The organism is Halobacillus sp. ABA4_118, from assembly GCF_056160205.1.
On sequence record NZ_JBSWWS010000001.1, the window covers coordinates 673,554 to 698,454 of the forward strand.

Sequence of the window (24,901 nt, forward strand, 5' to 3'; positions counted from 1 at the left end):
GACCACTCCTTTTATCTTTTCAGCTCAAGGCTGTAATGATATTGATCATTGCGGTATTTCGTTTTCGTATACTCGATAGGCCGTTCGTTCACACCAAAACTTAATCGTGTCATTTCAAGTAAAGCTTCTCCACCCCTTATTCCGAGGGCATCCGCTTCATCAATGGTTGCATTAATCGCTGCTATTTTTTCACTAGCTCTATTTAAATAAATATTATAGTTTTCAAGAATTTCATAGTACCGCGCTTCATCAAGGTTGTGCTTGATAAGAATTTCACCAATTTCCTTTGGCCAGCATGTACGTTCCAGTGCTACAGGAATCTCATCGGCCAGCCGTATTCGTTCGATAAGCAGGATAGGTTCATCATCTTTAATCTCCAACATGGATGTTTCGTGATGCAGATTAGATTTGAATTCTGCGCGGATCAGCTTACTGCGAGGCGTTTGCCCCCGTTCCAGCACCTCTTCTGCAAAACCTTTCAACTGACTGAGATTCCCACTCAATTTCCGAGGTTTGACTATAGTACCGCGTCCTTGTTTCTTTTCCACCAATCCTTCCTGGACCAGGATGGATACGGCCTGGCGAATGGTTGTGCGGCTGACATCAAATTCTTTCATAAGTTCTTGTTCGGTAGGGATGAGTTTATCGGCTTCCCACTGACCATTCTGAATTCGGTCAATAAATAATTCTTTCAATTGTAAATATAGGGCCAGATCTTTGTTCGGGTTAATTTTAGTATTCACTATAATGGACTCTCCTTTTTGAAAGCGGAGGGTAAGTAGGGCGGTCACCTCCCATCAGAGGGGCCAGCCATTCATAATAGGCATTCCTGTCTTTAATGAACGCTGCCGGCAGCAATCGTTCACCCTCAGCTATGACTGTTTCAAGTTTCACAGGTATAATCTCTATTGTATAACAAACATCTGATCTGCGCCCAACAGCAGCCATTACTTCATCAAAATCCTGAAGTACCCAATCCCCACCTTCTTTTCCAATCCGATAAGCTTCATTTGAATCTATGGTGGATAACGCAGAAGTATCGGCCCGTTGATTCATGCCCAGCAGTTCAGCTCTGGTATTCACATTCAATTCCTTACCAATAAACTCACTGATCTGCTTGGAAATGCCACCAAGAACTGCCCTACCATCTACATGATTGAGTTCAATCTGGCTGCCTTCTTCCCATTGAACACCTTCACTGACAACGATAAGAGCATATCCAAAGTCGTCCAGTGACCGTTGAACGGTCTTCAGCAGCTGATGACGATTCAATGGTTGTTCTGGAAGAGCAGTAAAATGAGGCCCCTCTTCTTCATATTCCTTCCAAGCCCCGGCCGCAGCAGCCAGCCAGCCCGCATTCCGTCCCATCGTTTCAAGCACTCGTACCTGCTCGAAATTTTTCATAGAGTACAAATCCCTGCTTAAATCTTTGGTCGTTTTAGCAATGTACTTCGCTGCACTGGCAAATCCCGGTGCATGATCCGTCCCACCCAGGTCATTGTCCACTGTTTTGGGAAGCCCAATGACTTGAAGCGGCCAGCCCTGCCGCTCCGCTTCTTTTTTCACTTTGAAAAGGGCTTCCATTGTGCCATTTCCTCCAATAAACACGAGCGTATCGATATGGTTCTTCTTAAGAGACCGAACAGCTTCACAAATTTCTTTCTTTTCAAATGGGTACCGCCCTGATTGCAGGCAGGCTCCTGGAACATAGCGATTTTCTTTAATCCATTCCACCATTTCTTCGTCTCCATCCAGGAATTTTTCTTCCACCAGTCCCTGGTATCCTCCTTCAATGAAGGTTAATCGACATCGCTCTTTTATACTGTCCACAAAACCAGCCAGAGTGGCATTAATAACAGCTGTAGGGCCACCTGCCTGTCCTACTGCGACGTGTTTCATCTGGTGTCCTCCTTATTCTTTTGTATATACGATCGTTTCAAGACCCAGTTGACGCCCCAGTTCCTCAAGCTCTTCTACGACATCTTCATAAACAAGAGCATAATGAGGCTCAAACCCTTCTTCCATTAAACTGTAAAGGGTACTGTTGATATCTGTCTCTAATTCGACTTCCACCGATGTACCGTTGAAACGCTTAGGGGTATCCAATGCTTTACCACGCATAATTAGCAGTCGATAACCTTCCGGGGTGTAGCTGACACGGAACATAGTCACTTGACCCGGCTTCAAACCGAACTCCATTGTAAATCCAAGTTTGCGATTCGGATGAACCCCGGGTCTCGCTCCTTGATCCGGGTGGGCAAGCGAATAGGCTCCTGCCCCACAATGCCAGAAAACCACCGAATGACTAGCTTCATTCACATGAACCATGTCGCCCAGGTACGGAGATTTTCCGCCGCTCAATTGCTGAAGGATGAACATCGAAACCGATCCATGTATATCGGATTCGCAGGAAGAGACAATCCCATCTTCTGTGAACTGTGAAAGAGTGGAACATGCAGCCGCTCCCAGTTCATTAAAGAATTCAGGCCAGCAGCGAATAGCTAATCCTGATAGCTGCTCCTTATCAACGATTGATTCTACATACGTTGTGAACTGAGCAAACCTTTGGACTGTTTCGTCATTTCTATTTAAACCAATGACTTGCTGCTGCGCCCGGTCGACAGCATGCTCCCATTCTCCTTCTGTTAGTTTCTTAGATTCTTCAAAGGCTTTCATTAAATCAACCTGCTTCACTTCCACTCCTAATTGTTTATGAAGCATGTCTTCGTCTGTTCCAGAGAAAAAGAAACCTGGAGGATGTTCTCCAATGACACCAATCTTGAAATCTCTTAAATCCTGAATCATCTGCTGCACTTTTAAGTATTTGGTTAAACGCGCACGGATTTGTGCTTCTTCGGGATTACCAAAAAGAAAGGAGTACGGATGTCCCGCACATTTCAGGACGTGACTGGTACTGTTACCACCTGTTAAAGAATTCAATCGAAGCCGGCCATTGATGCTTGGTTCGCGGATCGACCATACCATTACCGGCGCCTGAACCTGCTTGATCAACGTTTCTACAAATTCTCCATCAGCGAATGTGACACTTTGATAGATTGATACTCCAATCTCTTCTTCAGGAATCGCTTTCAAAAAATCATTCAAATCATCCGGTGAAGTAAGAATACCCTCCGGTTCAATTACTTCAATCCCAAGACCATTCAACATTTCTGAACTTTTTCCCCTTTGAATTTCTCCTGCTTCTAGATCAAACGTCTTTCTTCCAATTGGAAGGTATAACACTTTCATAGTCATTGATCCGTCCCACCTTTATCTCTGTTTGAAAACATCATAACATACGTACCTACCTTTATACAAAGGTTATTACCTTTATTTTTCGATTGTATACTCTGCCCTTATTTTCTTATAGAGATCAGCATATTCCGATCCGTTTCTATAAAATACAGGCGGCTGTCCCAGCGGCGCCTCCACTTCAACATTCCCTCCTGTAAATTCCTCTCCCGTCCATAAATGAACCCATGCCTCATCCGGGAGATACACACGCCACTGACTTACAGATTCCTCATAAACTGGAGCCACAAGGATGTCGCTCCCCAACATGTATTGGTATTGGATATCATAAGTATTTTCATCAGATTCAAATTCCATAAATAAAGGACGTTGGACAGGAATCCCTTTTTCTGCATTTTCCTTCACAATTTCTTTAAGGTAGGGAGCTAATGAGGTATGAATATCTGTCATACGTACGAAAGCATCCATCGTTTCTTCATCACGATCATACTGGTGGCTGTCTGTTGGACGGTTACCTTCATGACTTCTCATGACCGGGGTGAAAGCAGCAAGTTCAAGCCATCGCAATAGTAACTCTTTCGAGCGTTTATTCCCGTGTAAACTTGTGTACCCGCCTATGTCACTATGATGAAGACCGTTCCCCGTTAACCCCGCTGAGAGAGCTGCAGGAATCACAGAAGCAATTCCATCATCAAGATCCCAGTTAACACTTTGATCACCGGCCCACAGTAGACGGCAGTATTTTTGACTTCCTGTATAGCCCGCACGCATAAAGTAGACAATTTCATCTGTTTTACCAGCCTCATCGACAGCTTCAAAATTAACTCTGGCCCATAGCGCAGGCCAGGCATTATGCATCAGCATGGCAGGCTCACCGTTGTAGAGTTTGGCATCTGTCGGAAGGTATTCTCCAAAGTCCGCCATCCATCCATCTAACCCGAAATCAATCATATAGATTTGAATGACACGTTTATACCATTCGAAAGCGTCCGGGTTGGTCAAGTCTACAATTCCACAGTCAAACTCTCCAAAATCGACTAGGTAAATGTCATCTTTTTGATTCAGCACAAAGTAGTTTTTCGCAGCAGCTTCTTGATACAGCGGTCCATCAAGAATTAAATATGGGTTGATGTAGCCCAGAAAACGAATGCCCTGCTCTTTCCATTCTTTAAGCTTTTGATCCAGACCAGGATATTCATTCGCATCCCACTGCCAGTTCCAGTTCAACCGACGTCCAAAGGAAGTGAATCGTTTCCCCTGCCAGTCCTGCGCCCATACAGCGCCCACCTTCAATCCTTTTTCCCGGGCTTCATCTATTTTTTTCTGAACAGCATCCGTTCCTCCCTGCATCCCCAGCCATATTCCATCATACGTCCATTCAGGAAGCTCAGGCTGCCTTCCAAGATGCTTCGTTAAACGAGAAACCAACTCTTTAAAATCCGCTCCTGTTTCAAACATGATGTGTTCAGGAACTTCCCACATCTGCAGCTCATGATATTGATCTTTACGGAAATCAAAATCTGCGTAAGCTGTCGTATCGACATGACAGAAGTATTTCTTAGAGGAAAGATACGTTGGCTGCGGAAAATTCGTATGGTAATAATCGCCGCCTGCTTTGTCATGAACATCCGCAAGAAATGTCGTATACGTCTTTTTATTTCTTCCTACGCCAGGTTCTGAAGTCCATAACGGGAAGTTTTTTCCACGCAGGTTCAAATGGGACATCTGCTCCCCACATCCATAGATTTTCTCATCAGAATCAGCAGCAATACGAATCCAAAAACGGCTGTACGCCTCACGATCACCTGAAAACGTCAGTGTTAAATTTTGATCTTCGTAAAGGAAATCCACTGTTAACACTTCTGTGTCTGCAGGCGTTCGTTTAAAGTCAATTTGAAAACCATCATCTTTTTTTCGACTTATTTCGTAGGTCTTCAACCCAAACCTTTCCACAACATAATCTTCAATATGATAATTCCCTCGATACATCTCAATAGCCTCTTCCCCGCTTCCGACATATAAACATGGAGAAGCAGGGGAATGCTTGAAAATCGTTGTACCGTCCAATGTTACCTCAAAGGTTCTCCCATTAGTGTGAATGTCCAATCCTTGCTTTCGTTTAGTCTGCATAATTGGTACCTCCTATAAATTTGCTGCTTTTTTGGTTTGATTTTCTAAAACTTGATCATATTTCTTGTCCCACTTTTTCAGAGCAAATACTAAGGTTACAGTTGTCAATCCAATTAAACCGCCTGACGCTGCCCAGAACCATGACGAAACGACCGCATCCGGGTATGCCAATCCTATTGGAGAGAATGTAATGTAAACGAATACAATTAAACTTAAGAGAATAATAGCTGTAGGGATCGCGTACTTCCATGGTACCATGCTCACTTTTGGTGCATGTTTGAAAGAATACGGTTCTGAAAGAGGCCGTATATATCCCACACCCAGCATAATCCCTACTTCGATGAAGAAAAGAATAGCAGAGATATGGATAAAGTTCATGGTAATTTCAATACCGAACAACTGATTTAACCCCCATACCAGCATATAGTAGGTCACTACATGAAAGATGACAGCTATTTTTGCTCCCAGAGGGGGGACAAATTTCGATGCAATCCCTACAAGGACAATAGCAATGATTGGAATGTTGAAAAAACCAGTAAACTTACGGATGATGTCCCAAAGACCATCCGGTGCACTCATCAGCATCGGTGAAATAAAAAAGGACACCAGAGCCAGAATGGTTCCAAAATATTTACTTACACGAATCAACTGCTCATCCGATGCATCCGGTTTAAATCCTGGCTTGTAAACATCCAGAGCGAACATGGTCGCAGCTGAGTTCAACAAGGAGTTAAAGCTGGAGAAGACCGCGCCGAGCAGCACTGCAAGAAACAACCCGGAAAAAATGGTCGGCATCAAATTCGTAACCATAGTTGGATAAGCTAAATCTACCGTCTTAAATCCGGAGCCATACAAATGAAAAGCAATAACACCTGGAATCATCATTAAGATTGGAACGAGGAGCTTGTAAAAACCTGAAAACAGAACGCCTTTTTGACCTTCAGCGAGGTTTTTAGCTCCAAGAGCCCGTTGAATTACATACTGGTTTGTTCCCCAGTAAAACATATTCATGAAAATCATTCCTGTAAAAATCGCTGAAAATGGTACAGAGTCTTCCTTTCCACCAATAGCATTCAGCTTATCAGCATTATCTGTTGCCATCGTTTCAAATCCTCTAAAGAAGTTTCCATCTCCAAGGGCAAACAATCCGATAACAGGAATCATCAAACCGATCAGCAAAAGGCCGATTCCGTTTAATGTGTCAGATACAGCTACGGCTCTTAAGCCACCAAAGATAGCATAAACAGCTCCGATAATACCAATGACCCATATGACCAGCCATACCGAAGACTCAAAAGATATCCCCAGCAGGGAAGGAACATCAAACAGTTTTAAAACAGCCAGTGCACCTGAATAAAGAACAGAAGGGATCGTCACGAACGCATACCCCAGCATAAACAGAACAACGATGTATCTTCTCACCCCATCATCAAAGCGGGTACTTAAAAATTCAGGAAGCGTTGAAAATGCACCACCCAGATATTTGGGAAGTAAGACCAAAGCCATAATGATGACTGCGATGGGAGCGGTCACTTCCCAGGCCATATTTGAAAGGTTTGTACGATAGGCCTGGCCATTCAGGCCTATTAATTGTTCAGCAGACAAGTTTGTCAGCAGTAGACTCCCTGCAATAAATCCGCCTGTCAACCCTCTTCCCGCCAGAAAGTATCCGTCGGAATCATTCACCTGTCCCTTGGATTTCCGATAAGACACCCAGCCCACCAAACCCATGAACAAGACACATGTAACCAGTGTAAAAAAGAGATTCATTGCTGCTTTCCTCCCTCTCGCTCCATTGAATAATTCACAAAAACGTTAGGACCTTTTATACCAACATGCGCTCCTTCAGATACAAAACGCTGATGATCCTTATGGGATAGCAGCCACTTATTTTTCTTAAATAGAAGGAGATCCTGCTCGACAGCTGACTGATTTAGAGGGGTGTTTGTGCCTTCTGGAAGAATAACAATCGTTTTAAACCCTTCTTCAGATACTTTACAAGGAGCTAAGTGTAAGGTGGTTTGAAACAATTCGACTACATAACCCTCCGGCACATAAAACGCCCTTAAATGCTCTGTTGAAAACGTATGATCTTTTATATCATTAAAATGACCTATTAAGAGAACCATATCAGTGACAGCTATGTTGAATTCGCTTCCCTTGTGGAATTCCAACCCTCCTAAATGTGAGTTCTTACCTACACAAAAACCAATCTGGACAGGCATCCCACCATAATAAAAGTTCTCAATTTTTTCTTTAACCCCTGCTGTTTCCAACCTTAGATTAGCAGGTTCGTAGACATTTCCTTCCGCTGGAATAGAGACATCTTTCATTTTTTCTAGTAAAGGACCTTTTGGAAAATTTTCATGCACTCTTCCAAACAAGTGGAAGGACTCCTCATCAATATGGTGGATTTCCATACCTTCATTACACTTCTGAATAGTCTTTAACATATTGTTCCTCCCCGTTAAAAGATAACTACCTTTTAAAATACATAGGTACCTTTCGTTGTTATCCATTCTAATGGAAGCGCATACAGAAAAGCAAGTATAATTTTTAAAATATTTGGTAAATAAAGATGGATCAGACAAATAGAAAGGAACTTGATCAGCGTTCATAATTACGAAAAAGGCAGGATCCCCCTCAGGGACCCTGCCTTAAAATCAATTTATTTTTAAAAACATATAGACTGCTGTCAAAATCAATCCCCACAAAGGAACCGATAATAAAACCGCCCAGAGCAGCCCCTTCATAAAGTTTCCTTCCTCTTTCACCATTTGACCACCTCTTTGTCACCAGTGTAGCCAAATGAGCTGCTTTTTATAGAAAAAGCTGTCCCATCAGATTTCTTCAGATCTCTCTTTTACCATCCGCGTTTTCTGTTGGCGTGTATAAGCATAATAAAAGATTCCGAGTACGAGAAGAACGAGAATCCCACTGATCTGATAGGTCACACGAAAGCTTGTCATGGAAACGAGCAAACCTAAAACATAGGAGCCTGCTGCGATTCCGGTGTCATACATCATGAAAAAGGTGGCCGTGGCATGGCCGCTCCGATGCTCTGGAGCAGACTGGACAGCCATTGTTTGGAAACTCGGCAGCAGTGATCCATAACCAAGGCCGATGATGGCTCCGGCCAGCAGCATTCCCCATAAGGAATCGATATACCCAAGCAGGATCAAGCCTCCTGCAAAAATAAGCAGACTCGGAAGAATGACAATACTCGGTCCTTTATTATCAAATGCCCGGCCGAGAGAAGGGCGTGAAACAATCATCACAACAGCGAAGACGACAAAGAAGTAACTGGATACGCCTCCGAGCCCCAGGGCATTCGCGTATACGGATATAAACGACACAATACTGGAATAGGAAAAAGCAACAAGGCTTGCAATCAAGGCTGTCGGCAGGGCTCTTGTTTCAAATAAATCATGGAAAGATACCTTCGCTGTTTTCTGTTCTGCTTTCGGTGCGGCTTTTTCACTTGAAGAACGGATCATCAATGAACTGATCACACCAAGCAGCATAAACACACTTAAAACGATAAACAAGGTCTCAAAAGGAGCCGCCTGGAGAATTGAAAGACCAACAAACGGTCCGACAACGACCGCCACATTCATGGACATCGCAAAATACCCAAGTCCTTCTCCACGCCTTTGTGCGGGAACGACGTCCGCTGCGATAGCTCCTGTTGCTGTCGTTACTACGGCGAAGGAAAGACCGTGAATAAACCTCAGAGCAATCAATCCTTCAAACTGAGAGACCGTCAGATAAAAGATCATCGTAAGCAAATAAAGGGAGGCTGCTGCAATAAGCCCTTTTTTCTTACCTGTCTTTTCTAAAAACTTACCGGAAAACGGCCGGATCAAAATGGCGGCCACCATAATGGCGGTGACGACAAGACCTCCCTGGGCCTCATTACCGCCAAGTTCATCGATCACGTAAATAGGGAGAGTGGTTAGCAGCGCATAAAATGTTACAAAGACAAAGAAATGCGTGAGTGATACGCTGATAAAGTTTTTTGTCCAAATCGGCTGGTTAGTCTTCTGCATTGTCATTCCCCTCCTCTATGATCATTCTTTCCAGGAGACCACGGAGCTGCTTTTCTTCTGCTTCTGTAAGTTGAAGCAGCTGTTCATCTTCATACTTCCGAATACTTGCGGCTATTTCATCTCTTCGTTGTTCCGCCTCAGGAGAAATATGGATGATGCGCTGCCGCTTATCGGACCCCTGCTTACGGACAAGCCATCCCTTTTCTTCCAAACGGGTAATGGTCCTTGTAACCGTCGGAGCTTCCACATTCAAATACTGCCAGATTTCTTTCTGCGTCATCGGCCCCATCGTATGGAGGGTATATATGACCGCCCATTGGGACATGTACAAGTCGTATTCCTTCAGCTTTTCGTTCATCCTTTGGTTCAACCGCCGCACCTGCTGGTTTAACAGGTGGAGAATATTATGATCGGAGCGTTCCATCCTATCACCTCTTGATTATTTACTTAGGTAAGTATTTTGCATACTGACGATCATAAAGGATGTGAGAAGTATTGTAAACCGGTAGAAAGGATGAGGAACTTAGGGTTAGAGGTAGATGGATATCCATTTTTTTGTCCATATATCAATTAGTTTTTGAATATATCAATTAAATTCGGAATATATCAGCCAAATTTGAAATATTTCGATCAAATCGGAACTATATCAACCAATCACTAAATCACCCCTGATGCCTGATCCATATTTCCCGGGAAATCCTCCGGAAATCACAAAAAGGGCGGAAATCCGCCCTTTTCCTGTTATCTGCCTTCAAAAGAAGGCTTCCTTTTTTCGAGAAAAGCCCGTGCCCCTTCATTTTTGTCCTCAGAGTTGAACAGGACCGCCTGAGAGAGGCGTTCAAGCATTAGTGCAGTTTTCATATCAGTTTCCGCCCCCATATGAACTGAAAGTTTTGCGAGCTGGACGGCGAGCGGACCTTTAGCCAGAATGCTCGCACTTGTTTCCTCAACCTCTGTGCGCAGTCGTTCCGGCGTAACCACTTTCGTGACAAGCCCGATCGCCAGAGCTTCTTCTGCGGATATCCTTTTCCCTGTCAAAATCATTTCCAGAGCCTTTCCTTTGCCCACTAAACGGGTCAGGCGCTGGGTACCTCCGGCGCCCGGGATGATGGATAACGACAACTCAGGAAGACCGAAGGAAGCGTGGATGGAGGCGATACGGATGTCACAGCACATCGCCAGTTCACAGCCGCCACCGAGCGCAAAGCCATTGACCATGGCTATCGTCGGCTTTTGGTAAGCTTCGATCTTATCGTACAACTGCTGCATATCGCCGTTCTTCAATGCATCCACCGCTTCCGCTTCGGTCAGCTGCTGAATATCAGCGCCGGCGGCAAATGCTTTTTCTCCCTGTCCGGTGAAAATGACGACGCCTACGTCATCATCTCCCTCTGCCCGGCCCAGCGCGTCCTCCATTTCATCGAGCACGCCCTGACTTAAGGCATTCCGGACCTCAGGACGATTAATAACAATATAAGCGAGACGATCTTCTTTCACATACGCTATGTTTTGATATTCCACAACACCGCTCCCTTTCTTAGATTCCTTCCTTAAGCACGTTCCAACAGCATCGCCATGCCCTGACCGCCACCCGCGCACAACGTGGCAAGTCCATATCTTTCCTTTCTCCGCTTCATTTCATGAATCAGCGTTGTCACGATCCGCGTCCCACTTGCCCCGACCGGGTGACCGAGGGCAATCGCTCCGCCATTGACGTTCACGATATCGGAATCCACTTCCAGCTCCCGGATAACGGCAAGTGCCTGAGCAGCAAAAGCTTCATTCAACTCTATCAACCTGATATCCTTCAGACTCAAGGCTGTGCGGTCCATCAGCTTTTGGACAGCGGGTACAGGACCGATTCCCATGACTTCCGGGGAGACACCGGCCACCGCCCAGTCCGTGATTTTGACAAGGGGGACACATCCCATTTCCTCTGCTTTCCGCCTCGTCATCATGACCACAGCAGCCGCTCCGTCATTGCGGCCGCAGGCATTCCCGGCTGTCACCGTCCCATTCTCCTTAAATACCGGACGTAGAGAAGCCAGCTTTTCCTTTGTCGTTTCCGGACGTAGGTGCTCATCAATCTTGATCGTTTGAATCCCTTTTCTACCTTTCACTTCATAAGGGATTACTTCGTCTGAAAAAAACCCTGCCTCCAACGCAGCAGCAGCACGCCGCTGGCTCTCAAGCGCAAATACATCCTGATCTTCTCTTGAGATGCCATAGCGTTCGGCGACATTTTCAGCGGTTATACCCATCCCGAGGTCAGGCCCATACATTTCTTTTGGCTGCTGACCGGCTTCCTTATGGGAGTCTACTAAGACAGGGTCTCCTTCCCCAAACCTTGCCTGTCTTAAATACAGGGGTGCGCGGCTCATACTCTCTGTGCCGCCGGCTACTACAATATCTGCCTGTTGAAAAGCAATCTGCTGGACACCAGAAGCGATCGCTTCCAGACCGGATGCACACAACCGATTGATCGTATATGCCGGGGATGATTCAGGAATTCCTGCTCTCAAAGAAGCCACACGGGCCACGTTCGATGCTTCCGTCGTCTGCCGGACTTCTCCAAGAATCACTTCGCTGATATCGTCGCCCTTCAGCCCGGCCGCGGATATGGCACCTTTGATCGCCTGAGATGCGAGATGCCCGGAAGATTCATTCCTCAGCGAACCGCCATACCGGCCGACAGGCGTCCGCACAGCACTGACGATAACGATTTCTTCGTTCATGAGCGCCCTCCTTCCATCAACGGGCATATTCCTTCCGCAGCTGCCCGGCTATGATATTTTTTTGAATCTCTGAAGTCCCTTCATAAATCCTTGTAATCCTCGCATCTCTGTAAAAGCGTTCTACCGGATAATCTGAGATATAGCCGATCCCTCCGTGCACCTGAACCGCCTTATCCGCCACGCGGTTATACACTTCCGATCCATAAAGCTTCAGCATGGCGGCTTCTTTAATGACCTTTTTTCCTTGATCCACCATCCATGCCACCCGGTACGTAAAGGAACGGAGCGCTTCGATTTCCACTGCCATTTCCGATATCATATGGGCGACCGCCTGGTGCTCGATAATCGGGACCTCGAACTGCTGCCGCTCCTCCACATACTGCATCGACATGTCGAGCAGTTTCTGACAGGAGCCCAGGTTCCTTGCAGCAAGACCAGCCCTGCCGTTGGCAAGAATCTTCAAGGCATTCACATACCCTTCCCCTTCTTTTCCGAGCACATTTTCTTCCGGAACTTCACAATCTTCGAGAATGATTTCGGCTGATTGGGAGCCGTGCAGGCCCATTTTCGGTTCCACAGCTCCGACCTTGAAGCCGGGAAAATCCTTTTCTACAATGAACGAGGTGATCCCCTTCGCCCCTTTTTCCGGATCGGTAACGGCCATAACTGTAAACACATCCGCAACCGTCGCATTCGTAATGTAATGCTTCGTTCCGTTTAGAATATAGCGGTCGCCTTGTTTCACCGCCGTCGTCTTTAAAGCACTGGCATTGGATCCTGCTCCAGGCTCGGTCAGGGCAAAAGCGCCCAGCGATGTCCCCGCTGCCATCCGGGGCAGATACTTGGCTTTCTGCTCCTGGGTTCCAAGCTCGACAATCCCTACGCTGCCAATGCCTGTATGTGCGCCGATCACTGTTGTATATCCGTTGTGGGTCGCTCCGATTTCCTCATACAAGGCACATTTTCCGACCATTGAAATGCCTAATCCGCCGTATTCCTCCGGGATGCTTAATCCGAACAATCCGAGGTCTCGGGACATTTTCATAATCGCTTCAGGAATATGGTCTTCCTTTTCAATGACGGCGGCAGCCGCTTCCACTTCTGACTGTACAAAAGCTCTGACACTCTTTTTCAACGCTGTCGTCTGTTCGTCCAGTTGAAAGTCCATCTTTCGCCTCTCCTTCCTCCTTGAAAAAAGAAACCCGGCGATGCTGTAGGAATCACCGCCAGGTTGTCCGGTACCATCAATCGTTGACTTCAATCGTTACGATTTCACCATTTTCCACAGCAGCAATGCTTAAATCCGTAGCAAAACCGCCATCTTCCCCGATTTCTTCAATGGTGTACACTTCTTTTTCTTCCGGCAGGGCATCAAGGCCGTCCTGTATATGGTCACGGATGGCTTTCGGATCATCGACGCTGCCTGCCGCCTTCATCGCTTCCATCAAAATGTTCATCGCTACATAATGGTACCCTGCTTCAGATCCCGGCACTTCATTGTGCTCCTCTTTATATTTTTCGATAAAAGCGGGCGTTCCCGGGTATTCGGAATTGGCCAGTGGCAGAACCCCGACGGACCCTTCCAGTGATTCATACGATCCGGTAACCGCCTCCATCTCATCCAGTTTAGCCTGGTCCATAATCATAAACCCGCCTTCGAAACCAAGCTCCCGTGCCTGCTTCGCTACTTTAGCAGTCGGTTCAGATGGGCCTCCAATGAACAAAACGTCGGGATCTTCCTTCAAGGCGTTGGTCACAAGCGTGAAAAAGTCGGTATCCTTGGAAAAATCGATCGAAGAATTGTACACCACTTCTCCGCCTTGTTCTTCCCAGTAAGGTACAATCGCTTCTGTCCAGTCCTTCCCATACTGGGAGGCTGTTGGCAGGGCCGCAAGCTTCATGCCGTGGTTTTCCATCGCATAGGATGTAAATGGTTTAAGGTAACCATCATAGCTTGGAGGTACCCGTACGGTTAACTTGTTTCCTTCAGCGGTAACGGCAGGTTCACTCGTATACGCCCCAATCAAGAAGTTCTCCTGTTCATTAAATACCTGCATCGCCTTGATTCCGCCGCTGTGGGGGGAAAATACGACCGGTGTGTCGTTTTCCTGAATCAGACGTTTCGCATTCGCTGCGGTTTCATTCGGCAGATACTTGTCATCCAGCGACACGAGGTTGAACTTGTATGTCTGCTCATCAATGTCAAAGCCGCCATTATTGTTGATTTCATCAACAGCAAGCTTGAGTCCGTTTAATGTACGCTCGCCGTAATAGGCAGCGGGACCGCTCAATGGACCACTGTATCCGATACTGACGACTTCTTCTCCCTCTTCGACTTCCGGTGCTTCGGATTCAGCTTCACTGCCTCCCCCGCTTGCGGACTGGTTCGATGGGTTATCAATACAGCCAGCGAGAAGCAGAAGCAGGACGGCCAATAGGAAAACAGCTGAATCTTTGATCATTTTCATAAAAGATCCCCCTAGATATGAAATGTTTGGTGCAGACCGGACAAAAGCGGAACGCTGCCATCAGGCCCCGATATAAGCTTTCCGGACCGTATCATTTGCCAGCAGTTCTTCCGCTGTCCCTTCTACAACGACCGATCCACTTTCAAAGACATAGCCTCGGTGGGCAATCTTCAAGGCCGCAAACGCATTCTGCTCGGCAAGCAGGACCGTCGTCCCGTCTTGATTAATTTTCTGAATCACTTCGAACATCTGCTCGACAATCAGCGGAGCGAGGCCGATGGATGGCTCATCCAGCAGCAGCAGCTTCGGTTGAGCCATGAGTGCCCGCCCGATGGCAAGCATCTGCTGCTGGCCTCCGCTTAAGGAGCCGGCGGGCTGATCTTTTTTCTCCTGTAATATCGGGAACAGTTCAAAAACATCCTGCAAAGACTGATTCACCTGCTTCCGCTTCCTCCGGTGCACATAGCCTCCCATTACAAGGTTTTCCTTGACCGTCATCTGCGGAAAGAGCTTCCGGTCTTCAGCGCACTGGACTATGCCTGAACGGACGATTTTATCAGGTCCAGCCCCTTGAATCGGGCGGTCCTCGAAAAGAATGGTTCCGTCACTCGGTTTCTGCAGTCCGCTGATCGTGTTAAACGTCGAACTTTTTCCTGCACCGTTGGAACCGAGCAGAACGACGAGTTCTCCCTTTCCTACGTGAATATTGATGTTTTCTACAGCGGTAAAGGATCCATATCGTATCGACACATCGGTTAACTCAAGCACTCGCACCGCCCCCTAAGTAAGCTTCGATGACCGCTTGGTTATTCATGATTTCCTCGGCCGTCCCTTCAGCAATTTTCTCACCATAATTCAAAACCATGATTTTGTCCGCCAGCTTCATGATCATTTTCATTTTGTGCTCAATCAAGCAGACGGTAATGCCCCGCTGCACCATTTTTTCCATCAGTGAGGCCAGCCCTGCGGTTTCCCCGGGGTTGATACCTGCTGTCGGTTCATCCAGGAAGACGACTTCGGGATTAGTGGCCAGAGCAAGGGCAAAGGCCACCCGCTTCTTCTCCTCCTGGGTGATGCTTCCGGCCGGCTCGTCCATGACATGGGTGAGCTCGACGAAATCCAGCACTTCCATCGCTTTATCCCGGCATTTCTTTTCTTCAAATTTGAAACGCTTCGTGCGGAAAACGGCATCCCATAAATTTGATGACGTCCGGAGGCGGTGACCGACAATCACGTTATCGAGCACGGTGGATTCTTCAAACAAATGCGTCGTCTGAAACGTCCGGGCAACGCCAAGCCTTGCGATTCTTTCCGGCGGCCGTTTCGTAATCTCCTGTCCTTTATAAAACACCTGACCAGCGGAAGGGGTGTACGTACCACTCAGCAGATTGAAAAAGGTGGACTTTCCAGCACCGTTCGGTCCGATGATCGCATTGATCTTCCCTTTTTCAATCGTAAAATCCACGTCATTGACAGCCGTGAGACCACCAAACTGCTTCGTCAGCTTTTTTGTCTCCATCAACATGCTCATCCCTCCTTCACCTGTTTCTCCGATTCTTCTGTCTCAAAGTACTCCTGCTCTTTCTGCGGACGCCTCCGCTGAGCAGGATTCCGTTTCAAACGCCAGTCATGATAGGCTCCAACAATTCCCCGCGGATAAAAAATAATCAATAAGGTTAAGAGCGGGCCGAAGATGAGCATCCGGTAATCCTGAAGAAACTGCAGCGACTGAGACAAGGCGACAATGAGGAAGGTTCCTACGATGGGACCTGCGAGTGTTCCGATACCGCCGACCAGCAGATAGGTCAGCAGATCAAAAATAATCGTAATGTAACCAATGTCCGGACCAATGAAGCGGATGAACGAAGCATACAGAGCCCCGGCAAGGCCGGCGAAAAACGCCGAGAGGACAAAAGCCATCAGCTTATTTTTCATCGTGGATATGCCGAGCGTGCGTGCCAGGTCTTCACTGTTGCGGATCGCTATAAACGTCCGGCCGGTCAAGGAATGGACGATCCGGTACATAACCAGAATCGTGAACAGAAGAAAAGCAAAAATTAAATAGTATTGAGAAATCGGCGTCTGGAAGGATATGGGTCCGATATTGGAAGGTTCAGGGATGCCGATCAACCCGCGCACACCGCCGGTAAGGCTGTCCCATTTGTCGATGATGAGGTAGATGATGTATCCGACACAAAGCGTATAGATGGCAAAGAAGTGCTCTCTCGTTCTTAGAGCTACGAGACCGACGATCAAACCGACCGCACTAGTGATCAGGCAGGCCAGGAGGAGCGCGAACCAGTAGTTCATACCTGTCTTGACCGTCAACAATCCCAACCCGTACGCACCGACGGCAAAAAATCCAGCATGGGCCAGGGACAAATAACCGGTGTAGCCGGCCAGTAGATTCAGACCGTATACGGCAATCATCCAAATAAAGGCGAGCGTTAAAATATGCAGAAAATAAGCGTTGGGCAGAACAAAGGGAAATAGAACGCCGGCAGCGATAAACCCCATGATCCATCCTCTGTTTTTCAGAAGTGAGACCAATTAAAAGCCCTCCCTTGAAAACAATCCTTTAGGCTTGATCGACAGAATGATCACAAGCATTAAGAAGGCAATGATATCCTTGTAGTCATTCGAGATGTACGTGGCTCCAAGGCTTTCGGTAAACCCTAGAATGTACCCGCCTAAAATAGCTCCGGGTACGCTGCCCATCCCCCCAAGGATAATAATGACGAAAGCTTTCAGAATGACGAGATGCCCCATACCGGGAAACACAAGGTTGATGGGTGCGGATAAAGAAGCAGCAACAGCGGCGAGGCCCCCGGACAGCATGAACGTCAGCATGGCGACCCGGCTTGTGTTGATGCCCACTAAACTGGCCCCTTCGCGGTTCTGTGCCATAGCAATGATCGTGGAGCCTGTGTACGTCTTTTTCAAAAACAAGTAAAGCAGAATCATGACGACGACAGCTCCGATATTAATCAGGACACGCTGCGTCGTTGCGGTCATTCCGAAAAGGTTGACGACCTGACCATATGGCGTTTCCATTGTACGGTAGTCCGCTCCCCAGATCAGCTGGGCAAAGGCTTCAAGAAACAATAAAATACCGATGGCCGCAATTTTGTCATGGATCGGCGGTGCATTACGAAGGGGATGAAACACCAGTCTGTCCATTAACACTCCAAGCAGACCGACAACAAGAACCGAAACAGCCATCGCAATCCAGTAATGGATCCCCCACAAAAGCATCATCGTCAAGGTTATGTACGCACCCAGCATGTATAATGCGCCATGGGCAAAGTTCGGAATGTGAAGGATGCCGTACACAAGTGTCAGACCAAGCGCCACCAGACTGTAGACACTTCCAATCGTCAAACCATTAAACACCTGCTGAATGAAGATATCCATGGAACGTCCCCTTTACCTTCAATTTAAAAGCGGCCGGCCCCGGATTTACCGGGACCGGGTGTTATTATTCCAGTGGTCCGGTTTCTGCCTTCTGCCTTTCCTGTTCCTGAAGCTTGCGCCAGAGGATTTTCCCGCTGTTGGTCATCGGGAATGCCTCGACAAATTCCACCTTGCGTGGATACTTATAGGCAGCCATCTTTTCTTTGGCCCAGGAAATGATCGCATCTTCCGTGATCTCTCCCTCAAAGCCGTCATTCAAAATGACAAAAGCTTTGATTTCTTCTCCTTTTCTTGGATCAGGAACCCCGACGACACACGCCTGCTGGACTGCTGGATGATCGTAGAGCGCAGACTCGACTTCTGTCGGCCATACGTTGTAGCCGGAAGCGTTGATCATCCGCTTCAAACGATCGACCATGAAAAAGTAGCCCTCTTCGTCAAAGCGTCCAATATCTCCCGTTCTGAAAAAGGATTTCCCATCGATATGGATAAACGCATGCTCGTTTTCATCCTCCCGGTTGTAATAGCCGGTCATCACCTGGGGGCCATGGACGACAATTTCACCAATTTCCCCGGCGCCCACTTCCTCCAGAGTCCCGGGGTCGATGATTCTCGCATCGACATCAAAGGAAGGAATGCCGAGGCACTGCATTTTCGGCCGCTCCTGTGGATTGAAGTGGGTCTGGGCAATCGTTTCTGAAAGCCCGTAGCCTTCCACAAATTCAAGGCCTGTCAGCTTGTACAATTTTTCGCCAAGTGCCTTCGGAAAAGCAGCACCGCCTCCGGATATGCCATGAAGAGAAGCCATGTCCTCCGCCTGCAGTTCAGGGTTCGCCAGAAAATCCACAAGCATCGTACTGATCGTCACCCAGTGAGTACACTGCTCGCTGCTCAGCAGCTGCCGGGCGGTTTCCCTGTTCCAACGTGTCATAAGCACCATCGTGCTTCCACTGTAAATCGGCATATGCATGCTGTGGACCATACCAGTGACGTGGAACAGGGGAAGCGTCCCGAGGGAGCGGGCATCCATCGTCACGCGTGACCAGTAATAGGCACCGAGTGTATTCGCCTGGACGGTCCGGTGCGTATGCATACAGCCTTTTGGAAGTCCGGTCGTCCCTGACGTATACGGCATGACAGCGAGATCATCGACACTCGCAGCGACGTCTCTGGCAGGCACATGCAGAGCAAGAGCTTCCGACCATACGTGAACGGCCTCCTCGGTATACACTTGTTTAGCAGCCGACACTTCCGGCGGTAGCTCCACGCTGCCGGATTCCTTCACATAATCAGAGTAGGCCGCGGCTACAATGGATGACAGGGACGACGATTCCAAGAGCGGTTCGACGACATCCATCAGTTCCTGTCCAGCAAGGGCATGTTTGATGGCCCCGTCTTTCACATAAAACTCCAGTTCGTCCGTCTTCAGCATCGGATTGATCGGTACAACGACCGCTCCCGCTCGTAAAATGGCATAATACCCGATAATGAACTGCGGAGAATTCTGCATGAACAACAAGACTTTATCTCCCTTGTCCACGTCCAAATGGACCTGAAGGTATCCGGCCAGGCTGTCTACCTGTTCCTTCAATTCCCCGTAGGAAAGACCCGTTCCATAATAGCGGATCGCTTCATGGGTTGGATAGCGCTCGGCGGATATACGCAGGTTATCGTAGAGTGTCGTTTCAGGAATCGTGAGTGTCTTCGTTAACGTCGGCCAGAAATCATAATGCTTGGTCAGCATGAGATCACTCCTCTTTAATGTAAGCGTTACCAAAAAATTCAGACAGACTACTTTATGAGCCAGCCTCCATCAACAAGAAGATCTGATCCTGTCATGTATGAGGCTTCATCGGACGCAGCAAAACAGATGACGCTGGCGATTTCCTCCGCCTGTCCGATTCTTCCAAGCGCTGTATTGCGATTAACAGCTTCTTCAAAGCGTTTGTTCTTCAGACCATCCGCCGTCATCGGGGTTTCAGCGAATCCCGGTGATACAGAATTGACGCGGATCCCTTTTTCAGCAAATTCAAGAGCAAGAGAACGTGTGAAATGAATCACCGCCGCTTTCGATGAGCTGTAGTGCGGGATTTTCACTCCTGCCTTATGGCCGGACAGGGATGCCACATTGATGATGGCCCGTGCACCATCCGAACCTTCCATCATAATTTTCCCAAGCGCCTTGGAGGTCAGAAACACACTTTTGATATTCGTTTCCTGAATCCTGTCCCATTCATCAGCACCCAGTTCCATAATCGTCGCATTGCCCGATGTTCCCGCATTGTTCACAAGGATATGCAGATCCCCAAACGTTTCTTCGACGAAGGAAGCAAGTCCGGCTACTTGATTCTCGCTTTTCACATCCGCTTGGAAAACAAAGACCTCTGCCCCTTCGTTTTCCAGAATGTCAGCGGCCACCCGCTCCAGTTTTTCCTTTGTACGCCCGACAAGGACGACAGACGCTCCTTCAAGGGCAAGTTTTTTGGCTGTCTGCTCCCCGATCCCACTGCCCGCTCCTGTTACAACGGCCACTTTGTTTGTAAAACGACTCAAAGGTTCACCCCCTTTTTTACGTAATCCTCAAGCATCATCCGCCATTCCGGCGGGAGGGCTTCGCTTTTCTGCCTTTCATAATTGAAATGGACAACCACCGCTTCCGATGCAGCTACAAGCTGGTCGGTGCCTTCTACATAAACGCGGTGGGCAAATGTAAAGCTGGAAGTTCCAATTTTTGAGATTGTCGTTTCTATAAGCAGGTGCTGTCCGAAGTAGGCCTGACTGATGAAGTCACACTTCGTTGACGCGAGGATAAACCGGCCGAGCGTATCCTCCTGCTCTTGAAACAAGTCGCGAAAAAACTTCCCCCGCGCTTCCTCCAAATAGATGAAATAACTCGTGTTATTCACGTGACCGGCCATATCCGTTTCAGAAAACCTGATTCCTACCACGCTTTTATAAATCATCTCACACCATCCATTCCTACCAGTCAGTATGTGAATGTCGAAGCCTTATGAAAAAGGCTTGTCATTCCTTGGAGCTGATTCCATTCAAGATCATCGACAAGTAAATGTTCGTCAGTTCTTCGGCCGACACTTCCCGGTCCGGGTCAAACCAGTAATAGCTCCAGTTCGTCATCCCAAGAATGCCTCTTGTCACCATATTCGGATCCAGACTGCTTTGGAAATCCCCCTTTTCGATTCCTTCTTCCACCAGCTGTTGGAGGTTGACGCGGAACTGGTCCCTTTTTTCTACAATCTGTTCTAAATAATCAGGGCCGAGGTTGCGTATTTCACGGAAAAAGATCCGTGCGCTCTTTTTCCTGTACTTGATGCTGTCCAGCACCATGAAAATCATCGAACGCAGTTTGTCCTTGGAATCCTGGTTGGTGTCGTTTAAGATTTTCTGTTGGTTTCCGAGCAGGAATTCAATGAAATCCAGATGGATATCCGTCAGCAGCTCCTGTTTATTTTTAAAGTAGTAATAAAATGTTCCTTTTGTCACGCCGATCTCCTCGACGATTTCCTGAAGAGACGTTTCGGTGAAGCCTTTTTTATCAAATAAATGAATACTTGTTTGAATGATTTCCTGTTTCATAGATACCGTGTCCTTTCATGTTGGGAAGTGATTTTATTATAACATCCCCATTTTTTATGAAAGAGACCTTATTTCGAACGTTCCAGAATCATAGCGATCCCCTGCCCGCCGCCGATACAAGCCGTCACCAGCGCGTAAGAGGCTTTCTGCCGCTGCAGTTCATAAATGGCTTTCACTGCAAGGATCGCCCCGGTAGCGCCGAGCGGATGACCGTGGGCTATGGCTCCGCCGTTCACATTCACCTTATCCATATCCATGTCCAGTTCCGCCTGGCAGGCTAATACCTGGGCCGCGAACGCCTCATTGATTTCAATCACGTCCATATCTTCCAAGGATAATCCCGTTTTCTTCAGGACCTTCTTCACAGCCGGCACCGGGCCGATTCCCATCATGTTCTGATCTACACCTGCGACCGTACAGCCGAGGACTTCAGCCATAGGAGAAGCTCCCATTTCCTCCGCTTTGGCCCGCGACATGATTGTGAGAGCTGAGGCCGCATCATTCAAGCCCGAGCTGTTGGCTGCCGTTACGGACCCTTCTTTCCGAAAAGCCGGTGGAAGCTTCGCCATGCCCTCAAGCGTAGAGTTCGGACGCGGGTGCTCATCTTTATCAAATACGACCGGCTCTCCTTTTTTCACCGGAATGTGAAGGGGAACGATCTGCTCGGTAAAACGTCCGGCTTCCACAGCAGCCGCCATCCGTTCCTGACTCGCCTGGGCGAACTGATCCTGGGCCTCTCTGGAGATCTGGTAGTTTTCCGCCAGGTTTTCGGCTGTCATTCCCATCGGCGGATCCCCGATTTCCTCAGGTGAAAGCTGCGATGCTCTGAATTTCGGTGGAGCCGGATGGTAGGCACGCTCAGGCTTGTCCATCAAGTACGGCGCCCGGCTCATACTTTCCGTTCCTCCTGCGACATACACTTCTCCATGTCCCGCTTCAATGGCCTGGGCAGCCAGATGGATGGCATTCAAGCCTGATCCACACTGCCGGTCCACCGTCAGGCCGGGAAGCTCCATCGATAACCCGGACTGCAGGGCTGACAGTCTCGCAATGTTCCCGCCACCACTCAGCACGTTACCAAAAATGACATCTTCAATGCTGTCTGCCTGTACACCCGAACGCTTCACCGCTTCTTTGATGACTTCGGCCCCAAGAAAGTGGGCAGGAACAGAAGCCAGTGCTCCGCCCTGCCTGCCTATCGCTGTCCGGACGGCTGAAACGATGACAGCCTCTCGATCACTCATATTCTTCCTCCTTTTCACATCGCATGTGATCCACCATCAATGATAATCACATCCCCTGTGATATGCTTTGATGCTTTCGAACTTAGGAAAATCACCGCACCTTTCAAGTCATCTTCACTGCCGAACTTCCGGAGCGGGGTATTCTTCAAGAACGCCTCACCGCTCCGCTCCATAAGCACTTCCGACATTTTCGTCGGGAAAAATCCCGGCGCAATGGCATTGACGCGGATGCCCCTCGGCCCCCATTTCACCGCCAGATCCTTAGTAAAGGTTAAAACGGCACCCTTGCTGGAATTGTAGCCGATCGTATCCATATACTCCGGATCCGATCCTTTCATGCCTGCCACAGAAGAGATATTAATGATTGCTCCTTCTCCCTGCTTCAGCATCACACGGCCGACCGCCTGGGACATGAGAAAGGTGCCGGTCACATTCACTTGGAATACCTTCTGCCACGCACTCAGCGGCATGTCCTCGACAGGAGCGCCCCAAGTGGCTCCACTGTTGTTGACGAGAATATCGATTTTTCCGAAGTGGTCGACGGTTTTGTCTACGACGTCCTGGATGGAATCCGGGTCGGTGACATCACAAGCGAATGCAAGAGCATCCACACCGTGCTCCTTCAGCTGCTCACTCACCTCCAGGCAGGGCTCATACTTTCTGGAGCAGATGACCACATGCGCGCCTGACTCTGCCAGGCCTTGAGCCATCTGTCTGCCAAGACCGCGCCCACCACCTGTAACGACCGCTACCTGACCCGTGAGATTAAACAGCTCACTGGCGTGCATGGACCATGCTCCTTGCATAGTCTTTCGCCAGCTCATACTTGGCGATTGCCCGGCGGTGGACTTCATCAGGCCCGTCCGCCAGCCGTAACGTACGAATGTTGGCCCAGTTGGCCGCCAGTTCAAAATCTCCGCTCACACCAGCCGCTCCGAAGGCCTGGATGGCGCGGTCAATGACTTTCAACGCCATGTTCGGGGCCACCACCTTAATCATGGCGATTTCAGATTTAGCTTCCTTGTTGCCGACCGTATCCATCATGTAGGCCGCTTTTAATGTAAGCAGGCGGGCTTGTTCAATATCAATCCGGGAATCTGCAATCCATTCACGGACCACCCCTTGGTCAGCCAGCGGTTTTCCAAAAGCCTGCCTGCTTTTCACACGTTCGCACATCAGCTCGAGCGCCCGTTCTGCTGCGCCGATCGTACGCATGCAGTGATGAATCCGCCCCGGTCCAAGCCGGCCCTGGGCGATAGCAAATCCTTTACCTTCGTCCCACAGAAGGTTGGAGGCGGGTACACGGACATCCTTGAATTCAATTTCCGCGTGCCCATGTGGGGCATGATCATAGCCGAAGACGGGAAGTAAACGCTTTATCGTAACGCCTTCGGAATCCAGTGGTACAAGGATCATCGACTGCTGTTCATGCCTTGCCGCATCCGGATCGTTTTTCCCCATCACGATACTGATTTTACAGCGGGGATCACCGGCACCTGACGACCACCATTTCGTCCCATTAATGACGTATTCATCTCCGACTTTCGTGATGCTCGTCTGCACGTTTGTAGCATCGGAAGAAGCGACATCCGGCTCTGTCATTGAAAAGCAGGAACGGATTTCCCCGCGCAGCAAAGGCTCCAGCCACTGCTTTTTCTGTTCCTCTGTCCCATAGCGGACGAGTACTTCCATATTGCCTGTATCCGGTGCGGCGCAGTTGAAGACTTCCGGTGCAATGGCCGAACGCCCCATGATCTCACACAGCGGCGCGTATTCCATGTTTGTAAGGCCGGCCCCGTATTCACTTTCGGGGAGAAATAAGTTCCACAATCCCTCTTCTTTTGCCCTCGTTTTCAATTCCTCCATGATCGGTGGAACTTCAGAAAAGCGGTCTTCCTTTTTCAACTGCTCCTCATACAAGGCTTCATTCGGGTAAATGTGTTTTTCCATGAACGTCGTCAGCTTCTCCTGCAGCTTTATCACTTTCTCAGAATGCTCAAAATACATCGCTTTTC

Annotated in this window: 23 protein-coding genes; all 23 read right to left on the reverse strand. The window is 48.3% G+C overall.

Annotated features, from left to right (window positions below; translation table 11 throughout):
- Positions 1–11: 11 nt before the first annotated feature.
- The 23 genes from ACXAGL_RS03480 to ACXAGL_RS03590 all read right to left on the reverse strand — a co-directional run bounded on the left by ACXAGL_RS03480 (position 12) and on the right by ACXAGL_RS03590 (position 24,893).
- Positions 12–743, reverse strand: coding sequence for a GntR family transcriptional regulator (locus ACXAGL_RS03480; RefSeq protein ID WP_474969514.1), 732 nt, complete (start codon positions 741–743; stop codon positions 12–14).
- Positions 733–1,899: a diphosphate--fructose-6-phosphate 1-phosphotransferase gene (locus ACXAGL_RS03485; RefSeq protein ID WP_474969515.1), complete on the reverse strand. Its 1,167-nt coding sequence runs from the start codon at positions 1,897–1,899 to the stop codon at positions 733–735. Before ACXAGL_RS03485 ends, ACXAGL_RS03480 begins: the two co-directional genes overlap by 11 nt.
- Positions 1,900–1,911: 12 nt before the next feature.
- Positions 1,912–3,255 carry a sulfoquinovose isomerase gene (gene sftI, locus ACXAGL_RS03490; RefSeq protein ID WP_474969516.1) on the reverse strand — a complete coding sequence of 448 codons (1,344 nt, stop codon included), beginning with the start codon at positions 3,253–3,255 and terminating at the stop codon, positions 1,912–1,914.
- 75 nt (positions 3,256–3,330) lie between these two features.
- A complete protein-coding gene (locus tag ACXAGL_RS03495) occupies positions 3,331–5,382 on the reverse strand; it encodes an alpha-glucosidase (protein ID WP_474989848.1) in 2,052 nt (683 codons plus the stop codon).
- A gap of 12 nt (positions 5,383–5,394) precedes the next feature.
- The gene (locus ACXAGL_RS03500) at positions 5,395–7,152 is read right to left on the reverse strand and encodes a solute:sodium symporter family transporter (protein WP_474989850.1); all 1,758 of its coding nucleotides are present in this window, start codon (positions 7,150–7,152) and stop codon (positions 5,395–5,397) included.
- Positions 7,149–7,835, reverse strand: coding sequence for a DUF4867 family protein (locus tag ACXAGL_RS03505; RefSeq protein ID WP_474969520.1), 687 nt, complete (start codon positions 7,833–7,835; stop codon positions 7,149–7,151). Before ACXAGL_RS03505 ends, ACXAGL_RS03500 begins: the two co-directional genes overlap by 4 nt.
- A gap of 387 nt (positions 7,836–8,222) precedes the next feature.
- Positions 8,223–9,431, reverse strand: a complete 1,209-nt coding sequence (locus ACXAGL_RS03510; RefSeq protein ID WP_474989852.1) for an MFS transporter — start codon at positions 9,429–9,431, stop codon at positions 8,223–8,225.
- Positions 9,418–9,855, reverse strand: coding sequence for a MarR family winged helix-turn-helix transcriptional regulator (locus tag ACXAGL_RS03515; RefSeq protein ID WP_474989854.1), 438 nt, complete (start codon positions 9,853–9,855; stop codon positions 9,418–9,420). The genes ACXAGL_RS03510 and ACXAGL_RS03515 overlap by 14 nt, the downstream gene beginning before the upstream one ends.
- Before the next feature lie 317 nt (positions 9,856–10,172).
- Positions 10,173–10,952, reverse strand: a complete 780-nt coding sequence (locus ACXAGL_RS03520; RefSeq protein WP_474989856.1) for an enoyl-CoA hydratase/isomerase family protein — start codon at positions 10,950–10,952, stop codon at positions 10,173–10,175.
- A 29-nt stretch (positions 10,953–10,981) separates the two neighbouring features.
- Positions 10,982–12,166, reverse strand: coding sequence for a thiolase family protein (locus ACXAGL_RS03525; RefSeq protein ID WP_474989858.1), 1,185 nt, complete (start codon positions 12,164–12,166; stop codon positions 10,982–10,984).
- Between the two features lie 16 nt (positions 12,167–12,182).
- The gene (locus ACXAGL_RS03530) at positions 12,183–13,334 is read right to left on the reverse strand and encodes an acyl-CoA dehydrogenase family protein (protein WP_474989860.1); all 1,152 of its coding nucleotides are present in this window, start codon (positions 13,332–13,334) and stop codon (positions 12,183–12,185) included.
- A 76-nt stretch (positions 13,335–13,410) separates the two neighbouring features.
- A complete protein-coding gene (locus tag ACXAGL_RS03535; RefSeq protein ID WP_474970993.1) occupies positions 13,411–14,634 on the reverse strand; it encodes an ABC transporter substrate-binding protein in 1,224 nt (407 codons plus the stop codon).
- Positions 14,635–14,694: 60 nt separating this feature from the next.
- A complete protein-coding gene (locus tag ACXAGL_RS03540; protein ID WP_474969526.1) occupies positions 14,695–15,402 on the reverse strand; it encodes an ABC transporter ATP-binding protein in 708 nt (235 codons plus the stop codon).
- Positions 15,395–16,159 (reverse strand): ABC transporter ATP-binding protein, encoded by a 765-nt coding sequence (locus tag ACXAGL_RS03545; RefSeq protein WP_474969527.1) that lies wholly within the window; start codon positions 16,157–16,159, stop codon positions 15,395–15,397. The genes ACXAGL_RS03540 and ACXAGL_RS03545 overlap by 8 nt, the downstream gene beginning before the upstream one ends.
- 2 nt (positions 16,160–16,161) lie before the next feature.
- The gene (locus tag ACXAGL_RS03550; protein WP_474969528.1) at positions 16,162–17,184 is read right to left on the reverse strand and encodes a branched-chain amino acid ABC transporter permease; all 1,023 of its coding nucleotides are present in this window, start codon (positions 17,182–17,184) and stop codon (positions 16,162–16,164) included.
- Positions 17,185–18,048, reverse strand: coding sequence for a branched-chain amino acid ABC transporter permease (locus tag ACXAGL_RS03555; RefSeq protein WP_206933365.1), 864 nt, complete (start codon positions 18,046–18,048; stop codon positions 17,185–17,187).
- A gap of 64 nt (positions 18,049–18,112) precedes the next feature.
- Positions 18,113–19,792, reverse strand: a complete 1,680-nt coding sequence (locus tag ACXAGL_RS03560) for a long-chain fatty acid--CoA ligase (RefSeq protein WP_474989862.1) — start codon at positions 19,790–19,792, stop codon at positions 18,113–18,115.
- A 47-nt stretch (positions 19,793–19,839) separates the two neighbouring features.
- Positions 19,840–20,601 (reverse strand): SDR family NAD(P)-dependent oxidoreductase, encoded by a 762-nt coding sequence (locus ACXAGL_RS03565; RefSeq protein WP_474989864.1) that lies wholly within the window; start codon positions 20,599–20,601, stop codon positions 19,840–19,842.
- Positions 20,598–21,011, reverse strand: a complete 414-nt coding sequence (locus tag ACXAGL_RS03570; RefSeq protein ID WP_474969531.1) for an acyl-CoA thioesterase — start codon at positions 21,009–21,011, stop codon at positions 20,598–20,600. The genes ACXAGL_RS03565 and ACXAGL_RS03570 overlap by 4 nt, the downstream gene beginning before the upstream one ends.
- 61 nt (positions 21,012–21,072) lie before the next feature.
- Entirely contained in the window at positions 21,073–21,642 is a 570-nt protein-coding gene (locus tag ACXAGL_RS03575; protein ID WP_474969532.1) for a TetR/AcrR family transcriptional regulator, read from the reverse strand.
- 68 nt (positions 21,643–21,710) lie between these two features.
- Positions 21,711–22,886 carry a thiolase family protein gene (locus ACXAGL_RS03580; RefSeq protein WP_474989866.1) on the reverse strand — a complete coding sequence of 392 codons (1,176 nt, stop codon included), beginning with the start codon at positions 22,884–22,886 and terminating at the stop codon, positions 21,711–21,713.
- A 14-nt stretch (positions 22,887–22,900) separates the two neighbouring features.
- Positions 22,901–23,674, reverse strand: a complete 774-nt coding sequence (locus tag ACXAGL_RS03585; RefSeq protein WP_474969534.1) for an SDR family oxidoreductase — start codon at positions 23,672–23,674, stop codon at positions 22,901–22,903.
- Positions 23,661–24,893: an acyl-CoA dehydrogenase gene (locus tag ACXAGL_RS03590; protein ID WP_474970987.1), complete on the reverse strand. Its 1,233-nt coding sequence runs from the start codon at positions 24,891–24,893 to the stop codon at positions 23,661–23,663. Before ACXAGL_RS03590 ends, ACXAGL_RS03585 begins: the two co-directional genes overlap by 14 nt.
- Positions 24,894–24,901 lie beyond the last annotated feature (8 nt).

Excerpts from the sequence above, each read along its gene's own strand:
- ACXAGL_RS03485 (WP_474969515.1), bottom strand. The coding sequence starts at position 1,899 with ATGAAACACGTCGCAGTAGGACAGGCAGGTGGCCCTACAGCTGTTATT.
- sftI (WP_474969516.1), bottom strand. The coding sequence starts at position 3,255 with ATGACTATGAAAGTGTTATACCTTCCAATTGGAAGAAAGACGTTTGAT.
- ACXAGL_RS03495 (WP_474989848.1), bottom strand. The coding sequence starts at position 5,382 with ATGCAGACTAAACGAAAGCAAGGATTGGACATTCACACTAATGGGAGA.
- ACXAGL_RS03500 (WP_474989850.1), bottom strand. The coding sequence starts at position 7,152 with ATGAATCTCTTTTTTACACTGGTTACATGTGTCTTGTTCATGGGTTTG.
- ACXAGL_RS03505 (WP_474969520.1), bottom strand. The coding sequence starts at position 7,835 with ATGTTAAAGACTATTCAGAAGTGTAATGAAGGTATGGAAATCCACCAT.
- ACXAGL_RS03510 (WP_474989852.1), bottom strand. The coding sequence starts at position 9,431 with ATGCAGAAGACTAACCAGCCGATTTGGACAAAAAACTTTATCAGCGTA.
- ACXAGL_RS03515 (WP_474989854.1), bottom strand. The coding sequence starts at position 9,855 with ATGGAACGCTCCGATCATAATATTCTCCACCTGTTAAACCAGCAGGTG.
- ACXAGL_RS03525 (WP_474989858.1), bottom strand. The coding sequence starts at position 12,166 with ATGAACGAAGAAATCGTTATCGTCAGTGCTGTGCGGACGCCTGTCGGC.
- ACXAGL_RS03530 (WP_474989860.1), bottom strand. The coding sequence starts at position 13,334 with ATGGACTTTCAACTGGACGAACAGACGACAGCGTTGAAAAAGAGTGTC.
- ACXAGL_RS03535 (WP_474970993.1), bottom strand. The coding sequence starts at position 14,634 with ATGAAAATGATCAAAGATTCAGCTGTTTTCCTATTGGCCGTCCTGCTT.
- ACXAGL_RS03545 (WP_474969527.1), bottom strand. The coding sequence starts at position 16,159 with ATGTTGATGGAGACAAAAAAGCTGACGAAGCAGTTTGGTGGTCTCACG.
- ACXAGL_RS03555 (WP_206933365.1), bottom strand. The coding sequence starts at position 18,048 with ATGGATATCTTCATTCAGCAGGTGTTTAATGGTTTGACGATTGGAAGT.
- ACXAGL_RS03560 (WP_474989862.1), bottom strand. The coding sequence starts at position 19,792 with ATGCTGACCAAGCATTATGATTTCTGGCCGACGTTAACGAAGACACTC.
- ACXAGL_RS03570 (WP_474969531.1), bottom strand. The coding sequence starts at position 21,011 with ATGATTTATAAAAGCGTGGTAGGAATCAGGTTTTCTGAAACGGATATG.
- ACXAGL_RS03575 (WP_474969532.1), bottom strand. The coding sequence starts at position 21,642 with ATGAAACAGGAAATCATTCAAACAAGTATTCATTTATTTGATAAAAAA.
- ACXAGL_RS03580 (WP_474989866.1), bottom strand. The coding sequence starts at position 22,886 with ATGAGTGATCGAGAGGCTGTCATCGTTTCAGCCGTCCGGACAGCGATA.
- ACXAGL_RS03585 (WP_474969534.1), bottom strand. The coding sequence starts at position 23,674 with ATGCACGCCAGTGAGCTGTTTAATCTCACGGGTCAGGTAGCGGTCGTT.
- ACXAGL_RS03590 (WP_474970987.1), bottom strand. The coding sequence starts at position 24,893 with ATGTATTTTGAGCATTCTGAGAAAGTGATAAAGCTGCAGGAGAAGCTG.